This window comes from Saccharothrix stipae, from assembly GCF_054781895.1.
Map to the genome: position 1 here is coordinate 459,910 of NZ_BAAGTN010000001.1, position 15,907 is coordinate 475,816.

The 15,907-nt window shown below is 72.7% G+C and carries 14 protein-coding genes; 8 read left to right on the forward strand and 6 right to left on the reverse strand.

Annotated elements, in window-relative coordinates; genetic code table 11:
* Window positions 1–4: 4 nt before the first annotated feature.
* The gene (locus ACYVLT_RS01995; RefSeq protein WP_461118316.1) at window positions 5–4,510 is read right to left on the reverse strand and encodes a tetratricopeptide repeat protein; all 4,506 of its coding nucleotides are present in this window, start codon (window positions 4,508–4,510) and stop codon (window positions 5–7) included.
* Window positions 4,511–4,773: 263 nt separating this feature from the next.
* Between ACYVLT_RS01995 and ACYVLT_RS02000 the strand changes: the two genes are divergently transcribed.
* The gene (locus tag ACYVLT_RS02000) at window positions 4,774–5,976 is read left to right on the forward strand and encodes a cation:proton antiporter (RefSeq protein WP_461118317.1); all 1,203 of its coding nucleotides are present in this window, start codon (window positions 4,774–4,776) and stop codon (window positions 5,974–5,976) included.
* A 33-nt stretch (window positions 5,977–6,009) separates the two neighbouring features.
* Here ACYVLT_RS02000 and ACYVLT_RS02005 read toward each other — a convergent pair whose 3' ends face one another.
* Entirely contained in the window at window positions 6,010–6,606 is a 597-nt protein-coding gene (locus tag ACYVLT_RS02005; RefSeq protein ID WP_461118318.1) for a short chain dehydrogenase, read from the reverse strand.
* Window positions 6,607–6,675: 69 nt separating this feature from the next.
* On the opposite strand from ACYVLT_RS02005, the gene ACYVLT_RS02010 reads away from it, so the two are divergent.
* Both ACYVLT_RS02010 and ACYVLT_RS02015 read left to right on the forward strand, forming a co-directional pair.
* Complete coding sequence (locus ACYVLT_RS02010) at window positions 6,676–7,533, forward strand: LysR family transcriptional regulator (RefSeq protein ID WP_461118319.1); 858 nt, start codon at window positions 6,676–6,678, stop codon at window positions 7,531–7,533.
* A 72-nt stretch (window positions 7,534–7,605) separates the two neighbouring features.
* The gene (locus ACYVLT_RS02015) at window positions 7,606–8,493 is read left to right on the forward strand and encodes a DUF2268 domain-containing putative Zn-dependent protease (protein ID WP_461118320.1); all 888 of its coding nucleotides are present in this window, start codon (window positions 7,606–7,608) and stop codon (window positions 8,491–8,493) included.
* A 45-nt stretch (window positions 8,494–8,538) separates the two neighbouring features.
* Here ACYVLT_RS02015 and ACYVLT_RS02020 read toward each other — a convergent pair whose 3' ends face one another.
* Entirely contained in the window at window positions 8,539–9,369 is an 831-nt protein-coding gene (locus ACYVLT_RS02020; RefSeq protein WP_461118321.1) for a hypothetical protein, read from the reverse strand.
* A 138-nt stretch (window positions 9,370–9,507) separates the two neighbouring features.
* Here ACYVLT_RS02020 and ACYVLT_RS02025 point away from each other — a divergent pair, with 138 nt between their 5' ends.
* From ACYVLT_RS02025 to ACYVLT_RS02035, 3 genes are all read left to right on the forward strand, one after another.
* Complete coding sequence (locus ACYVLT_RS02025) at window positions 9,508–10,560, forward strand: magnesium and cobalt transport protein CorA (RefSeq protein ID WP_461118322.1); 1,053 nt, start codon at window positions 9,508–9,510, stop codon at window positions 10,558–10,560.
* A 165-nt stretch (window positions 10,561–10,725) separates the two neighbouring features.
* A complete protein-coding gene (locus ACYVLT_RS02030; protein WP_461118323.1) occupies window positions 10,726–10,989 on the forward strand; it encodes a hypothetical protein in 264 nt (87 codons plus the stop codon).
* A 285-nt stretch (window positions 10,990–11,274) separates the two neighbouring features.
* Entirely contained in the window at window positions 11,275–12,423 is a 1,149-nt protein-coding gene (locus tag ACYVLT_RS02035; RefSeq protein WP_461118324.1) for a carboxylate-amine ligase, read from the forward strand.
* 40 nt (window positions 12,424–12,463) lie between these two features.
* On the opposite strand, the gene ACYVLT_RS02040 is transcribed toward ACYVLT_RS02035, so the two are convergent.
* Window positions 12,464–12,808, reverse strand: a complete 345-nt coding sequence (locus tag ACYVLT_RS02040; RefSeq protein WP_461118325.1) for a hypothetical protein — start codon at window positions 12,806–12,808, stop codon at window positions 12,464–12,466.
* Between the two features lie 147 nt (window positions 12,809–12,955).
* On the opposite strand from ACYVLT_RS02040, the gene ACYVLT_RS02045 reads away from it, so the two are divergent.
* On the forward strand, window positions 12,956–13,360 hold the full coding sequence (locus tag ACYVLT_RS02045; RefSeq protein ID WP_461118326.1) for an ATP-binding protein: 405 nt from the start codon (window positions 12,956–12,958) through the stop codon (window positions 13,358–13,360).
* Between the two features lie 82 nt (window positions 13,361–13,442).
* Complete coding sequence (locus ACYVLT_RS02050) at window positions 13,443–13,985, forward strand: nuclear transport factor 2 family protein (RefSeq protein ID WP_461118327.1); 543 nt, start codon at window positions 13,443–13,445, stop codon at window positions 13,983–13,985.
* Between the two features lie 3 nt (window positions 13,986–13,988).
* Here the strand turns inward: ACYVLT_RS02050 and ACYVLT_RS02055 are convergent, their stop codons facing one another.
* On the reverse strand, window positions 13,989–14,381 hold the full coding sequence (locus tag ACYVLT_RS02055) for a type III secretion system chaperone family protein (protein WP_461118328.1): 393 nt from the start codon (window positions 14,379–14,381) through the stop codon (window positions 13,989–13,991).
* Between the two features lie 117 nt (window positions 14,382–14,498).
* The gene (locus tag ACYVLT_RS02060; protein WP_461118329.1) at window positions 14,499–15,776 is read right to left on the reverse strand and encodes a pectate lyase; all 1,278 of its coding nucleotides are present in this window, start codon (window positions 15,774–15,776) and stop codon (window positions 14,499–14,501) included.
* Window positions 15,777–15,907 lie beyond the last annotated feature (131 nt).

A 15,907-nucleotide genomic window follows, 5' to 3' on the forward strand; every position in this document is an offset into this window, starting at 1 on the left:
GCGGTCACGGGGTGGCCCGACCCGCCGGCGGCCCGTCGCCACGCGGGTCACGTGCGCGGGCCGCGTCGGTCGCCAGGACGAAGTCGGCGGGACTGAGCTCGGCCACGTCCTCGCCGTCCGCCGACAGCACCTCGTCGACCACGTCGAGCGGGGCAGGCTCGAACGCGCCGGTCGTGAGGTTCAGCCGCTGCGCGAGCAGAGCGCCGTCCGCGAGCCGGTCCAACCGGACGGTGCCCGCCCCGTGGCGGAAGTACGACGGGGTCGGGGCCGCGGCCCGGAGGGTGTGCGCGGCCGCGTGGAGATCGACGGTGAACGCACCCGGCACGGTCCGGGCGAGCTGCCGGAAGATGACCACCGCCTGGCGTGCCGCGGCGAAGGCCTGCCGCGGCTCCACCCCCGCCGCGAGGCGCGCGTCGGCGTACGTCCTCAGCGCACCGGCGAGCGCGACCCGGGGAGCGTCGCGGTGGTCGTGGTCGAGGTAGACGCCGACCAACTGCTCGGTGTCGGACACGGCACCGGGTCCCGTGAACAACGTCGACAGGGACTCGCGCAGGACCGTCAACGCCATCTCCAGGCCCGGCCGGAAGGCGTCGCCGTCCGGCCGGGTCGTGGCGAGCAGGTAGTACAGGGAAGCGGCGCTCTCGGCGTCGGTGATCGCGTCGGCCGCCAGACCCAGGTCGAACTTCCGCTCGCCGCTGCGGCGCACCACCGCCGCGAGGTCGGGCAGGTGGGCTCCGAAGTCGTCCTCGGCGAGCCGGCCGAACACCTCGACCGCGTCCCGCGAGGCGGCCAACGCCTGGTCGACCTCGCCCACCCCGGCGAGCTCGTCCGCGAGGTCGTCCAAGGCCATGGCGAGCCTGGGCAGGTAGGCGGGGTCGGTTCCGGTCAGGCGGTGCAGGAGTGCCACCAGCTCCCGGGTCACCGCCACCGCTTCCCGGTGCCGGCCCAGCGCGCCGAGACCACGACCGTGGTTGCTCAACGCGATCGCGAGGTCCGGCAGGTGGAGGTCCGGGTCGGTGCGGGCCAGCAGGCGGAGCAGGTCGGTGGCCTCGGCGTTGGCCGCCAGCGCGGCCTCCGGCCGACGCAGGCTCGACAGACCCGCGGCGAGGTTGTTCAACGTCGCGGCCAGCAGCGGCAGCTCGGTGTCGGGATCGACCGCGGCACGGCGCCGGTGGACGGCCACGAGTTCCCCGTCGACGTCCACGGCCTGCTCGGTGCGGCCGAGGTCGGCCAGCTCGACGCTCAGCTCGTGCAGCCACGGCACGAGTTCCGGCAGGTAGGTGCCCGGGTCGTCCTCGGTGAGCCGGCGCAGGAGGGCGACGACGGTTTCGGTGGCCGTCGTCGCTGACTCGGTGCGACCGACCGTGGCGAGCAGGTCGCGCAGGACCCTCAGCACCCCGAGCAGACCTGCGTCCGGCTCGTCGGAGGCGAGCCGGACGCACACCGTGAGGGCTTCCTCGAAGCACTCCCCCGCCTCCGCCCGACGGTCCGGGTCGGCACCCAGGATGCCGACGCCGAGGCGCGTCAACGACGCGATGAACGCGTTGACGTCGAGGTCGTCCCGGCCGAGCCGGCGGCGAACCGCGACCGCCTCCGCGACCACCGGCAACGCCTCCTCGTCCCGGCCCAGTCCGGCCAGCACCTCACCGAGCTGGTCCAGCGACTCCGCGAGGTCCGGCAGCACGCCGTCGTGATCGGTGACGGCCAGGTGTCGCCGGATGGCCACGACCTCCTCGACCGCCTCCAGCGCGTCCCGCGGCCGGTCGAGCCCGGACAGGTAGGAGCCCAGCCTGGCCAGCGCCCTGGCGAGGTCGGCCAGGTGGACGGCGGGATCGGTGCGGCTCAACCGCCGCAGGACGGTCACGGCTTCCGCGACGGCCTGCACCGCCTGGTCGATCTCGCCCCGGCGGAACCGGACCACACCGAGGTTGAGCAGGGCCGTGGCCAGGTGCGACCGATCCGAGTCCGGGCCGCCGTCCGAGTCGGTGCCGGCGAGGTGGCGGAACAGGTCCACCACTTCCTCGGCGGACGCCAGTGCCTGCGCCCACTGTTCCCGCGCGATCCGCCCGACGGCCACGTGGTGCAGTGACCACGCGAGGTTCCTGACGTGGGCGGCGCGCCCGGTCTCGGCGAGCCGGCGGTAGATGCCGACGGCCTCCTCCCCCGCCGTCAGCGCGTCGTCCTCCCGACCGAGTGCGAGCAGCGTCCGGCCGAGTTGGACCAGGGAGTCGGCCAGGTCGGGCAGGAACGCGGCCGGGTTGATCTCGGCGAGCCGGCGCCGTCCGGTCACGGACTCCTCCACCGGCGCGAGCGCCCGCGCCCACTGGCCGTCCGCCATGAGCGCCGTGCCGTAGGTGTCCAGCGCGCGGGCCAGCTCGGGCGAGTGCCGGGAAGGGTCGTCGCGCACGACTTCGCGCCAGAGGCCGATGCCTTCCTCCATCGACCTGAACGCCTCCGCACGCCGGCCGCGCCTGGTCAACCCGACCCCCAGGTTGACCAGCGACCTGGCGAGCTCCGACCGGTAGGCCTCCTCGCCGTCCGCGACGAACCGCCGGAACAGGCCGGTGACCTCCTCCGGTAACTCCGGCGAATCGCCGTCCCGGCCGAGGTTCGACCGGTGCGTGTCGAGGTTGCCCAGCGCGGTGGCCAGCACGTGCCGGTAGTTGGCGGGGTCGAGCAGGTCGACGCCGGGTTCCCGGAGGATGGCCACCGCCTCCTCGCTCGTGGCCAGGGCCTCCTCGTGCCGGCCGAGGTCCGACAGTCGCCGCGACAGCGTGTTCAGGGCGTTCGCCAGGTAGTGCCCGAGTTCGCCCGGCGCGTGCTCGGCCGCGGCGCGAGTCAGGTCCACGGCGAGTCGAGCGGTGAACAGCGCCCGTTCGAGCCGACCGGCGTTGGTCAACCGCAGGCAGGCCGTCTGCAACCACTCGACGGTCTCGAACACCTCGTTCCCGGAGAGCGTGGCATCGGTCTCGACGAGGTGCACGACCAGGCGTTCGGTGAGCGCGGCGATCCCGACGTCGAGGTCCACGTGCCGCCGGAAGCCCACGCGTGCCTCGATCACCTGGTCGACCGCCTCCAGCACGGCGTGGTCGAGCTGTTCGACGCCGGCCAGGGCGGCCAGGGCGGCGCTCCCCCCGTCCAGCGCCACGGCCGGGTCGGCCGCCACCAACGGCCGCAGCACACGTTCCCGCAGGTGGGGCCACCGGTCGGAGGCCGCCGCCAGCACGGGCAGCGCGTGGGGCGCGATCGTGGTCCGCAGCGGCCCGCCGTCGGCGAGCAGGCCGGCCGCGATCCCGGTCGCCCACGGGTCGGGGTCGTAGCCGCTGATGTCGTGGCCGGGCACGAGCAGGGCCAGGAAGTCCTCGGCGAGCCGGTCCGGGTACAGGGGTTCGAGGACCAGCTCGCGGTCGGTGGGCGGGTAGCAGAAGCGGTGGTCCTGAAGCAGGTCCTGCGGGTGGGCGGGCAGGTCCGCGGTCCGCAGGGCCGCGACGCCGGTGTCGTGGTCGACCGCACCGGTCAGCGTGGCGATGAACACCGCCTTGGCCATCAGGCCGGGCCGGCTGCGGTAGTCCTGGCCCTGTCGGCCGGCGTCGAACAGCCGCTGCCACGCCAGGTGCTCGCGGTCGAGCAGGTAGGCCGACAGCTCGTGCGGTTCGCCGGGGGCGCGGCGCCCGCGGGCGTGGGCGTCCACCGTGGCCAGCGCAGCCATGTGCAGGGTCAGCGCCAAGCCGAAGTCCGGGTGGTCGAGCGGGCCGGCGGGCAGCAGGTCGGCGGCGTCGGCCAGGTCGTACAGGTCGGCTCGGGCGTAGCGGTCGCGTGCGGCGGCGAACATCGGGAACCGGTCGTCGTCCAGGCGGGGCAACGGGAAGTCGGCGGTGGCGGCCCGCCGTTCCGCCAGCGCGCCGCGGATCGCCACGTACCAGCGGACGGTGCGGCCGATCAGCAGCACCCGGACCGGGTCCGGCCGCCGGAAGAGGTCGTCGGCGAACAGCCGTTCCAGTTCCGTGTACGCCCAGCGGTCGGCGTAGTCGACGACCAGCAGGATCCCGGCCCCGCCCGTCACCTCCGGTGCCGCTTCCGGGCCGCCGCCGTGCGGACGTGCCCGCAACACCCGCCACCGCCGGTCCGCGGGCAGTTCGGGGCCGCGGGACCGTTCGGCGAACTCCGCGGCCAGCCGGGTCTTGCCCTGACCGCCGGGGCCGTGCAGCAGCAGCACCGACAGCCGTGCGCCCGTGTCGTCACGCCACCGCGCCAGCCGCCCCAGTTCCGGTTCCCGGCCGATGAAGTCCACGACCTGGCTGCGGGCGTCCAGCAGGCGGCTGGGCTGGGCCATCAACCACCCCGGATCGGGCGGGCCGGGTGCGGGGAACTCCTCGATGACGTGGCGGGTGCCGCCGTGGTGGTGGTGCACCCCGCCCTCGATGTGACCGGCCTGGACCAGGCTCCCCGACACCGGGCCGGTCACGGTGTTGACCACCTTGCGCGGGGGCGGACCGAATGCAGGTGCCATCGACCCATTGTCGGAAGGCCGCGTCCGGCGGAATGGGAAATGGTCGGCAACAACCCGAATGGGGGCGGGCGGCCGAGGGGGTTAGCTGCGACGGACGGGGGTATCTGGCACCTAGCCGCGGCCGAGCGCCAGTTCGGCCGGCGGACGGAGAGGAGCTCGCCTGGTGGGTCCGGGTCCCGTGGTCTACGCGGGCATTCGGTGTCGCGACCCTCCTGGCCGCGCTGCTGCCGCGCGTCCTGCGCAAGGCGCCGATCTCGCTGCCGATGGTGTTCCTGGCGGCCGGCGCGATCGCGTTCACCGTCGTCGACCCGCTGCCCGACCCCGATCCGAACCGGTACGGCGCGATCACGGTGCACCTCACCGAGCTGTGCGTGATCATCTCCCTGATGGGCGCCGGTCTGGCGCTCAACCGGCCGGTCGGCCTGCGCCGCTGGTCGACGACCTGGCGGCTGTTGGGCATCACGATGCCGCTGTCCATGCTCGCGGTGGGCCTGCTGGGCTGGGGCGCGCTCGGCTGGGGCCTGGCGTCCTGCGTGCTGCTGGCGGCGGCGCTGGCGCCCACGGACCCGGTGCTGGCCAACGAGGTGCAGGTGGCCGAGCCCGCGACGAACCCGGACGAGCCAGGTGCGGGCGAGGACGAGGCCCGGTTCGCGCTGACCTCCGAGGCCGGGCTCAACGACGGGCTGGCGTTCCCGTTCACCTACGCCGCCGTGGCCATCGGCATCGTCGGCGCGGCGCCGGACGCCTGGCTGCCGCAGTGGCTCGCGGTGGACGTGCTGTGGCGACTGGCGTGCGGCGTCCTGGTCGGGCTGGTCACCGGGTGGGCGTTGCGCAAGCTGTTCTTCGACGCGCCGTCGGAGAAGTTCCGCCTGGCCGAGCACGCCGAGGGTTTCGTCGCGCTCGCCGCCACCTTCCTGGCCTACGGCCTCACCGAGCTGGCCGAGGGGTACGGCTTCGTCGCGGTCTTCGTGTGCGCCTGCACCATCAGGGCGGGCGAGCGGTCCCACGGCTACCACCGCGTGCTGCACCAGTACGTCGAGCAGTTCGAGCGCATGCTCACGGTGCTGATCATCTTCCTGCTCGGCGGCGCGGCGGTCACCGGCCTGCTGGCGGGCACCGGGTGGCGCGAGGTGCTGGTGGCGTCGGTGGTGCTGCTCGTGGTGCGACCGGCGACCGGTCTGCTCGCGTTGGCACGCGGCAAGACGGGGCCGCGTGAGCGGGCCGTCATCTCGTTCTTCGGCGTGCGGGGTGTGGGATCGCTGTTCTACGTCGCGTACGCGCTCCAGCACGGGCAGTTCGTCGATCCGGACGCGATCTGGCGGGTGGTCGGCCTGGTGGTGATCGGCTCGATCCTGCTCCACGGGACCACCGCGACGCCCGCCATCACCCTGCTGGACCGCATGCGGGTGCGCGTGGCGCGGGACCGGCACGGTGATCCGGACCAGGCACCCCAGACCCCGGTCTGACCAGCGCCGCGCACGCGACCCCCGGCTCGGTGCTTACAGCGAGTAGACCTGACCGGTCTGCGCGCCTTCGACCGAGCGGACGTAGGCCTGGGCGACCGTGGTCAGGTCGACCGGCTCCATGCCGGGGAAGAAGTCGCCGTAGTCGGCGAGGCTCTCGGTGAACACGGTCGGGCTGACCGCGTTGATGCGCTGCGGGGCGATCTCGATCGCCGCCGCCCGCACGAACGCCTCCACCGCGCCGTTGGCCATCGACGCCGCGCTGCCGGTCGGCACCGGCTCACGCGCCAGCACACCCGTGATCAGCGTGAACGAACCCCGTTCCGCCACCAGCGGGATGCCCTGGCGGACGAGTTCGAGCTGGCTCAGCACCTTCCCGCGGAACGCGTCCTGGTAGTCCTGCGGGCTCATCTCGGTGATCCTCTTCCACGGCACGTCACCCGCCGCGCTGACCACCGCGTCGACCGGGCCGATCCGCTCGTACATCCGGGCGGTCTGCGCCGGGTCCGCGATGTCGTGGCGCAGGTCGCCACCGGAGCGCCCGACCGTGATGACCTCGTGCCCGCGTCCGGTCAGCGCGGTGTGGACGGCCGTGCCGAGCGTGCCGCCCGCGCCGATGAGAACAATCTTCATGCCGATCACGCTATGGCCACCGACGCCCGCCGTGAAATGCCGTTTGCGCAGCACTTATGCTTGCCGGTGATGAATGTGGAGCTGCGCCACCTGCGGGCCCTCGTCGCGATCGGCACCGAGGGCACCATCACCGCGGCCGCGGCCGTGCTGCACGTCAGCCAGCCCGCGCTCTCCCGCACCCTGGAGCAGTTGGAGAGCAGGCTCGGCACGCGCCTGGTCGAGCGCACGACCCGCAGCCTGGCGCTGACCGAGGCGGGCGCCCGGCTGCTGGAGCACGCCAACCGCGTCCTCAACCAGGTGGACGACGCGTTGGCCGAGGTCACCGCCGGGTCGCGGGCGCTGCGCGTCGGGTTCGCCTGGGCCGCGCTCGGCCGGCACACGGTGCCGTTGCTGCGCGGCTGGCGGCTGGCGCGGCCGGACGTCGAGGTGCGGGCGCACCGGCTGGACGACCCCGAACCCGCGCTGCGCCGAGGCGAGGTCGACGTGGCGTTCGTGCGCACACCGCCGACGCCCGACAGCGTGCTGGAGGCCGTCGACCTCTACCACGAACCCCGCGTGGCCGCCGTGCCCGAAGATCATCCGTTCGCGCTGGTCACGGGCGTTCGACTGGGCGACCTCGCCGACCGGCCGGTCGCGTTCTGCGCCACCGCGTGCAGCTCCACCGTCGCGCTGTGGCCGACCGGGCGCCGCCCGGACACGCTCGACGTCGCCAACACCGACGACTGGCTCACCGCCATCGCCACCGGTGACGCGGTCGGCGTCACCGCGGAGGCGACCGCGCACACCCACCCCCATCCCGGCGTCCGCTACGTGCCGATCACCGACGTCGACCCCGTGGCGGTGCGGATGGTCTGGCCGCGCACGGCGACCCACCCGGCCACCGCGGCCTTCCGCGACCACGCACGGGACCTGCTCGTCCGACGGTGATCCGCCCCCACCTGACCGCCCGTCGCGCACGACTTGAAGTTCCAGCCGCTGGAAGGGTTAACGTCGGCCGGCATGACGATCACGGTCCTCGACACCTACCCCGCCATGCGCGAGATCCTGCGGTCGCCGCGCACCGACCGCCCGGTGCTCCTGGAGGCGATGCTGGCACCGGCCGCCGGCATGTACCGGTATTTCCCGGGCGAGGTCGACCTGGTCGCGATGCACCGGATGAGCTCGGGGTTCCCGCTCGACCGGGACGAGGAGCGGTGCTTGGAGGCCTTGGAGGCGTTGCACGACGCCGACGCCTGGAACCGGATCAAGCGCGCGCTCGACGACGCCCTCGCCGTGCAGCTCGCCGCGACCCCGGCCATCACCGTGCCGGACATCACCGTGCTCCTCGTCCTCGGCGATCCCGGTGACGCGCACTTCATGGGCCCGAACCTGGGCATGACGGGGAACGGCAGCGCGTCCGGGTACGTGTTGCTGAACTTCTGGCCCTACCCGGAGAACCTGGCGCGGCTGGAGGCGACGGCGGTGCACGAGCTCAACCACAACCTCCGCTACGGTCCCGGCGCCGTCAGGTGGGACCCCGAGACGGTGACGGTGGGCGAGCACGTGGTGTCCGAGGGGTTGGCCGACGCGTTCGCCCGGCAGCTGCACGGCGACGAGCTCGGGTACGCCCGCATCGGGGTGCCCCACCTGCACGACGACGCGGTGTTCGCCAAGGTCGTCTCCGGCCTGGACGTGACCGGGATGCGGAACTTCACCGCGTGGGTGCACGGTGACGCGGCCGCCGTCCGGTACGGCGCGACACCGGTCGGGCTGCCGACCGGGGCGGGCTACGCCGCGGGCAACCGGCTCGTCGACGCCTACCTGGCCGCGACGGGACGCACCGCGGCGGAGGCGTTGCTGGTCGACAGCGCCGAGGTGATCGCGACCGCGCTCGACCGGGTCCGGTAGCCGGCCCGGGCCGGACCCGATCAGGTCCGGCCCGGCCACGTCCGGTCAGGTCCGGGGGTTCGCGAGCTGGAACTCCTCGAAGAGCTCCGGGATGTAGGCGAGCACCAGCTCCACGGTGCTGAACGCCCCGTGCACCGGGTCGAGCTGCGCGTAGGCGTAGGCCATCTCCGACCCCTTGCGGGACGGCGTGGACTCGCGCACGTCGGTGAACCAGTCCAGGAACGGCACCCGCCGCACGACCAGCACCGGGTTCAGCAGCACGCCGTGGACGAGCAGCAGGTCGAGCACCACCGGGCGGTTGCGCAGCACCCACCGGTAGAACTCCGAGAACAGGAAGAACCGGCGCTCCACCGCGGTCGGCCGCAGCCCGTGCCGCTGCTCGGCCACCGCGACACCGTGCTCGGTCGACGCCTGCTCGGCCTCGCTCCACGCCCGGTCGTGGACGTTGCGGACGGTCAGCTCACCGCCGTGCAACCGGGTCAGGTAGTCCGCCCACCGCACCGAACCGGGGTTGCCGAAACCGTCGGTCGACCGGCCCAGCGCGATCGCGACACCGCGTTCGATGCCTTCCAGGATCGCCGCGTCGACGTGCGAGACCCACGTCCCAGGCGCGCCCAGCCCGCGATCGCGGAAGAAGGACAGGACGCCCTCGATGTTGCGCCACCGGTCCGAAGCGCCCAACCCGGCCGCCGGACCGCTCTGCACCAGGCGCAGGAACTCCAACCTCTCCCCCATGCCCATCCGGTCCAGCTCGGCCGCCGTGCAGTCCAGGCTCACCGCGCACTCCCCCGGCGACCGGCCCACCGCCATCGCCGGGGAGGGCACCGACAACCCGGCCACCAGAGCTAATGCGACAACCCACGCGAATCGTTTCACAGTGGGCAACTTAATGCCCACGCTCAGCCACCACGGCCCGAAACCACCCACATGGATGGCTGCGGTCCGCACGGGACCGAAGTCGCACCGCACCGGGACCGGTGCGACGCGCGTCGGCCGTGCGGCAGGATCACCCATATGGTGACCCCTGCCGCCGAAGACGTCCCCGGCTCGGTCGCGGACGTCAGACGGGACGCCGTGGTGGCGTGCGCGGTCTACGTCGACGGGGCGCGGCTGCCCGGCGACCGGTCGCCCGCCGACGCCGTGGCGGAAGTGCGCGACCGCGGGGTCGGGTTCGTCTGGGTGGGTCTGTTCGAGCCGGACGAGGAGCGCATCCGCGACGTCGCCGAGGCGTTCGGGCTGCACGAACTGGCCGTCGAGGACGCGGTGCACGCCCACCAGCGCCCCAAGCTCGACCGCTACCACGATCACCTGTTCGTGGTGCTCAAGACCCTGCGCTTCGTCGAGCACGAGTCGCCGACGACCGCGAACGAGATCGTGGAGTCCGGCGAGATCATGGTGTTCCTGGGCCGCGACTACGTGGTCACGGTCCGGCACGGCCACGACTCCGGGTTGGGCGACGTGCGCCGTCAGCTGGAGGCGGACCCGCCGTTGCTGGCCGCCGGGCCCGCCATGGTGCTGCACGAGATCGCCGACCGCGTGGTGGACGGCTACCGGCAGGTGATCGAGGCGTTCCAGGGTGACGTCGACCTGGTGGAGGCCGCGGTCTTCGCACCACGCAGCGAGGTCGGCGTCGAGCAGATGTACCTGGTCAAGCGGGAGATCATGGAGCTGCGGCGGGCCGTGATGCCGTTGGCGACGCCGCTGCGCAAGCTCAGCGACGGCTCCTGCGACCCGCTGGTGCCCGACGCGGTGCGGTCCTACTTCCGCAACGTCGACGACCACCTCACCGCCGCGGCCGAGCAGGTCGTCGCGTTCGACGAGGTGCTCACCACCCTGCTCAACGCGACCCTGGCGAAGGTGTCGTTGCAGCAGAACAACGACATGCGCAAGATGTCGGCGTGGGTGGCGATCATCGCGGTGCCGACGATGGTGGTCGGCGTGTACGGCATGAACTTCGACCACATGCCGGAACTGCGCTGGCAGTACGGTTACCCGCTGGTGCTGTCGGTGACCTTGACCGTCTGCCTGGTCCTGTACCGGCTGTTCAAGAGCAACCGGTGGTTGTGATGAACGCTGGAGGCCCGTCGTGCTGAACAGACCGATGTTCTGGGTGGTCCTGTTCCTGGTCGGTTGGTTGGCCCTGATCGTGATCCAGATCTCCCTGGGCATGGGCGCGGCGCCCGACGGCGGCGGGGCGCCCTGAAGATCCGGGTTCAGGGCACCATGGACGGCATGATGCGGCAGCTCCCCGCGAAGGACCGCCCAGGCAAGGACGCCTGGCTCGGACCGGTATCGCTGTGCCTGGCCCTGCTCAGCTGGCCGATCCCGGCCGGCGGCCCGGTGCTCGCCGTGGGCGCGATGGCCTGCGGCGTGCGGTCGATGACCACGAAGACCGAGTACCGCCTGGACTGGACCGCGGTCACCGGCACCTGCGTCGCCGCGCTCCAGCTCCTGCTCACGCTGATGCTGCTGGTCATGTCCGCCCGCGGCCACTAGGCGCGGGCGGCACCCGGGTCGCGGCCGGTCGCACCAGGCAGGCCGAGGGTTTCGACACCCGGGTTGCCCGGCCGATCGCGCGGCCGGAGATGCGGGAACGCCGGCCCCCGTCGTGGGTACCGGCGCTCAGTTACCTTCCTTTCGGCGGTCCGGACCGCCACCTTGAGCGATCCGACGCCGGTTCACCTGATCGGACCATCAAGCGGCGTCCACTGAGGACGGGTTGGCTGGTCGGGTTCCGGGTACTCAGGAGCCCCTGGGGCCGAACCGCCGCCGGAGGCCGCGATGGGAGAACTGGTGGGCGCACCGGCTCCGACGCTCGGGGTCGAGGAGGAGTTCCTGCTGGTCGACGCCCGGACCGGCCGACCCGTGCCGCACGGCGCCGAGGTGGTCGAGTCGGCCAAGCGGAGGTTCGGCGTGGAGCTCGACGTCGAGCTGACCACCGCCCAGGTCGAGACCCGGACACCGGTGTGCCACGACCTGGCGGACGTGCGCCGGCAGCTGCACGGGCTCCGCCTGGTGGCCACCGAGACCGCGCACCGCCTCGGTCACCGGCTGCTCGCGGTCGGTTCGCCGCCGGTGGGCGGGCCGGAGCTGCCGACCAGCGGCGGGAACCGCTACCGGGCCCTCACCGAGGACTACCGGCTGCTGGCCGCCGAGCAGTCCATCTGCGGCTGCCACGTGCACGTCGCCGTGCCGGACCCGGAGACGGCCGTGCAGGTGTGCAACCACGTGCGGCCGTGGTTGCCGGTGCTCGGCGTGGTGACCGCCAACTCACCCTTCGCCCACGGCCGCGACACCGGTTACGCCAGCTGGCGCTCGGTCGTCTGGTCGCGCTGGCCCACGGCCGGGCCGCCGCCGTACTTCGAGTCCCTGGCGCACTACGAGTCCACCTGCGACGTGCTGCTCGCCTCCGGCGCCATCCGGGACCGGCGGATGATCTACTGGGACGTCCGGCCGTCCGCGCACCTGCCGACGGTGGAGGTCCGGGTCGCCGACGTCGCGGCCACCGTGGACGAGGCGGTGCTGCTGGCCGCCCTGGTGCGCGCGCTCGTCGGCACGGCGTTGGCCGACCTGCACCGCGGCCTGCGCGCCTCGCCCGTGCCAGCGGAAGTGCTGCGCGCCGCCACCTGGAGGGCGGCGAGGGACGGCGTCACGGGCCAGTCGCTGGACGTGCTGTCCGGACGCCTCGTGCCCGCGCGCCTGCTGCTCGACCGGCTCCTGCACCGCGTGGGCGACCAACTCGGTGCCGCCGAGCTGGACCTGGTCCGCGCGCTGCTGTCCACTCTGGACGCCGACGGCGGCGGGGCCGACCGGCAGCGGCGCGCCTTCGCCCGCGCGGGCCGGATGTCCGACGTCCTGGACCAGCTGGCCGGCGACACCCAGTCCGGCTCCGAGTCGTGGACCGGCGGACCGTTCCAACGGACGGCGTGACGGCGCAGGTCCGACCGCGCTGATCCGACCGCAGCGGTCGTCAAGAGCCCTCGGGTGCGCCGCGGGCGAGGCGGAACAGCGCGGTGCGCCCGGCGAGCAGGAACACCCGGGCCGCCTGGACGTCACCGGCGGCGGCCTGGCCCTCGGCGTCGCGCATGAACCCCAGCGTGGCCGACACCGGGCCGTTCGGCGTCAGCTCGGCCAACGCGGGCAAGCGGTCCCACACCGGTGCGACGGCGGCGGTGAACTCGGCGAGCACCTGGTTGATCTCCTGCCGGGCGTCGGCGTGGTGGGGGTCGAGGCGCAGCACGGATCGCACCGCCGCGTCGACCGCCGTGCGCAGCACCGCGATCGGGTCGTCCACCGGAACCGTCTCCTCGCTCACGATCAGTCAGACTAAATCACGATCCGTGACACGGCATGTGCTCAGCGCGTCCGCGCGACGCCAGGTGTGCGGCCGGGGATCACCGGGTACCCCGTTGTGCCAAGGCCGCCTTGACCAGGCAGGCGGCCGTAGCGCCTGGGGGTGGCGATGACTCTGTCGGACAACGTGCTCGCCGCGAGAATCAGCGTCGACCTGAGCATGCCGGTGCCACCGCTGGCCCAGATCCGGCAGTGGTTGGCCACCGTCCTGGCCGACCTGGCCGAGGACCTGTTGCAGGACCTGATGCTCGTCTGCACGGAACTGGTGTCCAACGCCTACGACCACGCCTGCGCGCCGAGACGCCTGCGCGTGCGGCGATCACCTGATCAGCAGGCGCTGCGGATCGAAGTGGACGACGGCAGCCCCGACCGGCTGCCGGTGGCCGGGACGTCACGCCTGGGCGCCTTCCGCGGCCGCGGGTTGGTCATGGTGGACAACCTGTCGTGCCGCCGCTGGGGCACCTACCTCGGCACCGAGACCAAGACCGTGTGGGCGGAGCTGCCGCTGTCGTGACCGGTCGACCCGGGTCCATGCGCTCCGGTAATGGGGCCGGGTCTTGGACGCCGGCCCGCCGGGCGCGCCACGATCGCGGACCATGAGCGAGAAACCGACGTTCGATCGACTTACCCGCCGCACCCTCCTGGTCGGGGCCGGCGTGACCGCGGGCTCGGTGGTGGCGAGCGGTCAGGCGTTCGCGGAGGCGGCGGTCGACCGGGATCCGGTCGCGGTGACCGTGCAGATGGCCGTCCGGTTCGACCTGAAGCAGTGGGAGTCGTTGCGGGAGGTGTTCGCCGCCGAGGTCCGGGTCGACTACACCGGTCTGGTCGGCGGTGAGCCGTCCACCGTCGCCGCGGCCGACCTGGTGGCGGGCTGGCGGGCGAACCTGGGGCACCTGTCGGCCACCCAACACCTGCTGGGCAACCAGACCGCGCACGTCGAGGGCGCGTGGGCGCGGGTCACCGCCGACTTCCAGGCCACGCACCGGGACGGCCCGCTGGTTGGAGGCCGGTTGTACGTGCTGGGCGGACGCTACGACTACCGCCTCGTCCACACCGGTCGCGGCTGGCGGATCGGCGCGGTCACCATGACGCCGACCTGGGAGTCCGGCGACCGGACCGTCATCGGCCTACCGGCGTGAGGGTCAGAACCGGTCGCTGCGCGTCAACTCGTGCTCGAACGCGTCCGCGGCGGTGACGAGCAGCATCAACGGGCGCGCGAACTCCTCCCGGACGCTCAGGTCCTCCAACGGCACGGTGTGCTTGAGCAGGGCGACGCCGTCCACCACCGCGGCGCCGCCGACGGGCGAGGTGCCCGCGAGCTCCAGCAGGCGCCTCAGGTCGATCTCGTCCGCCCGGCCGACGGCCGAGGAGATCTCGACCCAGGCCACGCCGTCCGACTCCGGCACGTGGTGCACGGAGACCTGCTGGGTCCGGTCCTGCCCGGTGTCCAGCCGGAAGCGCAGCCAGCTGTCGGTCTCCTCCATGACCTCGTACCGCGTCCGGACATAGTTGATCACGTCGATCCAGCTGGTCACCGCAGTTGCCCCTCGCCCCTGGTCACGCCACGCCCGGTCGTTCCACACGGTAACCGAACGCGCGGGTCGGGGCCGCGACTTCGCGCCGCGGCCCCGACCCGTGTCCTGCCACCGCGACTAGCGCTGGGTGATGTCCGAGGGCGAGTAGAAGCAGTTCCTGCCGTCGGCGCCCTCACCGATCTTCTTGGGCTCGGAGCCCTTCGGCACGCCCTGGTACTTCTCGCAGATCGTGGTGCTGCCGTAGACGGTGATCCGGGAGAAGCGGGCCGTGTCGCCCCAGTTGGTGTTGATGCCGGCCAACACGCTCGTCGACCGCGCCGTGACGCCGTCCATGACCACGTGCCGCTGGTACGAGGTGGCGCAGTTGCCGCACGCCCGGTAGAGCTTGCCGGCGCCGTTGACCTGGAAGTTGCGGATGGTCAGCGTGCCCGCGCCGTTGTGCTGGAACACCTTGTCCGACGCCGACCGCGCGCCACCGCCGTCCACCAGGTACGTCGCCGACGAACTGGAGGACCGGAACGTCGCCGCGTCCTCGCCCACGTCGTTCCACCACACGTTGCGGATGGTGCACGAACCCTCGCAGTGGATGCCGTCACCGGCCGGCGCATCCAGGATCACGTTCTCGATCGTGCCGCCGTTGGCCACCACGAACATCGGGTCCTGGCTCTCGCCCTGACCGCCGTCACCGATCCCGTAGTGCCGCTTCATCCCACCGTTGAAGTACGTGCCCACGTTGCGCGTCGTGGTCTGGTGCACGCTGCCGGTGTCGCTCGGCCACGGTCCACTGCCGTCACCGCCACCCGGCTGGGACGTGGTCGTCGTGGTCCGGGTGGTGGTCGACGTCGACGTGGAGGTCGACGTCGAGGTCGAAGTGGACGTCGAGGTCGGGCCGCCGCTCGTCGGCGTGAACGTCCACTGCTTGGTGGCCACGCCGTCGCAGGAGTTTGTCTGCACCAGCGCGCCCGCCGCGGTGGAGTTGTCCTTGGTGTTCATGCACTTGCCGCCGTTGGCGTTGACCACCCGGTAGTCGCTGCCGCTCGCGGTCAGCGCCCAGGTCTGACCGGCGCCGCCGGTGCACGACTCCTGCTCGATCACCTTGCCCGCCGAGGTGGAGGCGTCCCGGACGCCGACGCACAGGCCGGTCGCGACGGAGGTGATCCGGTACCCGCCGCCGACCGCGGTCAGCGACCACAGCCGGCTGTCGTCGGTGGCGCACGACGCCTGCTGGAGTTGCACGCCGCTCGACGCGCTCGCGCCGGGCACGACCAGGCACAGCCCGCTGCCCGCGTTCTTCACCGTGTAGGTCCCGGCGCCGACCGCGGCCTGCGCCGGCGTGACCGCCGACCACGCGGTGAAGGTGCCGACCAACGCCGTTGCCGCCGCCGCGGCCGCCAAGCCCGTGCGCCACCTTGTGCGACGCGGCGGTGCGTGCCGCCCGGATCGACTTTGATCCGATGTGCTCATGACAAACTCCACTTCTCACTCACCGGATGCCGGGATCGACTCTCTTCGACACCCGGATAAGA

What these genes read in the sequence shown, in the direction of transcription:
- ACYVLT_RS02050 (WP_461118327.1), top strand. Translation starts at nt 13,443, where the DNA reads ATGAGCGAGAAACCGACGTTCGATCGACTTACCCGCCGCACCCTCCTG.
- ACYVLT_RS02035 (WP_461118324.1), top strand. Translation starts at nt 11,275, where the DNA reads ATGGGAGAACTGGTGGGCGCACCGGCTCCGACGCTCGGGGTCGAGGAG.
- ACYVLT_RS02015 (WP_461118320.1), top strand. Translation starts at nt 7,606, where the DNA reads ATGACGATCACGGTCCTCGACACCTACCCCGCCATGCGCGAGATCCTG.
- ACYVLT_RS02005 (WP_461118318.1), bottom strand. Translation starts at nt 6,606, where the DNA reads ATGAAGATTGTTCTCATCGGCGCGGGCGGCACGCTCGGCACGGCCGTC.
- ACYVLT_RS02045 (WP_461118326.1), top strand. Translation starts at nt 12,956, where the DNA reads ATGACTCTGTCGGACAACGTGCTCGCCGCGAGAATCAGCGTCGACCTG.
- ACYVLT_RS02000 (WP_461118317.1), top strand. Translation starts at nt 4,774, where the DNA reads ATGGTGTTCCTGGCGGCCGGCGCGATCGCGTTCACCGTCGTCGACCCG.
- ACYVLT_RS02010 (WP_461118319.1), top strand. Translation starts at nt 6,676, where the DNA reads ATGAATGTGGAGCTGCGCCACCTGCGGGCCCTCGTCGCGATCGGCACC.
- ACYVLT_RS02030 (WP_461118323.1), top strand. Translation starts at nt 10,726, where the DNA reads ATGATGCGGCAGCTCCCCGCGAAGGACCGCCCAGGCAAGGACGCCTGG.
- ACYVLT_RS01995 (WP_461118316.1), bottom strand. Translation starts at nt 4,510, where the DNA reads ATGGCACCTGCATTCGGTCCGCCCCCGCGCAAGGTGGTCAACACCGTG.
- ACYVLT_RS02025 (WP_461118322.1), top strand. Translation starts at nt 9,508, where the DNA reads ATGGTGACCCCTGCCGCCGAAGACGTCCCCGGCTCGGTCGCGGACGTC.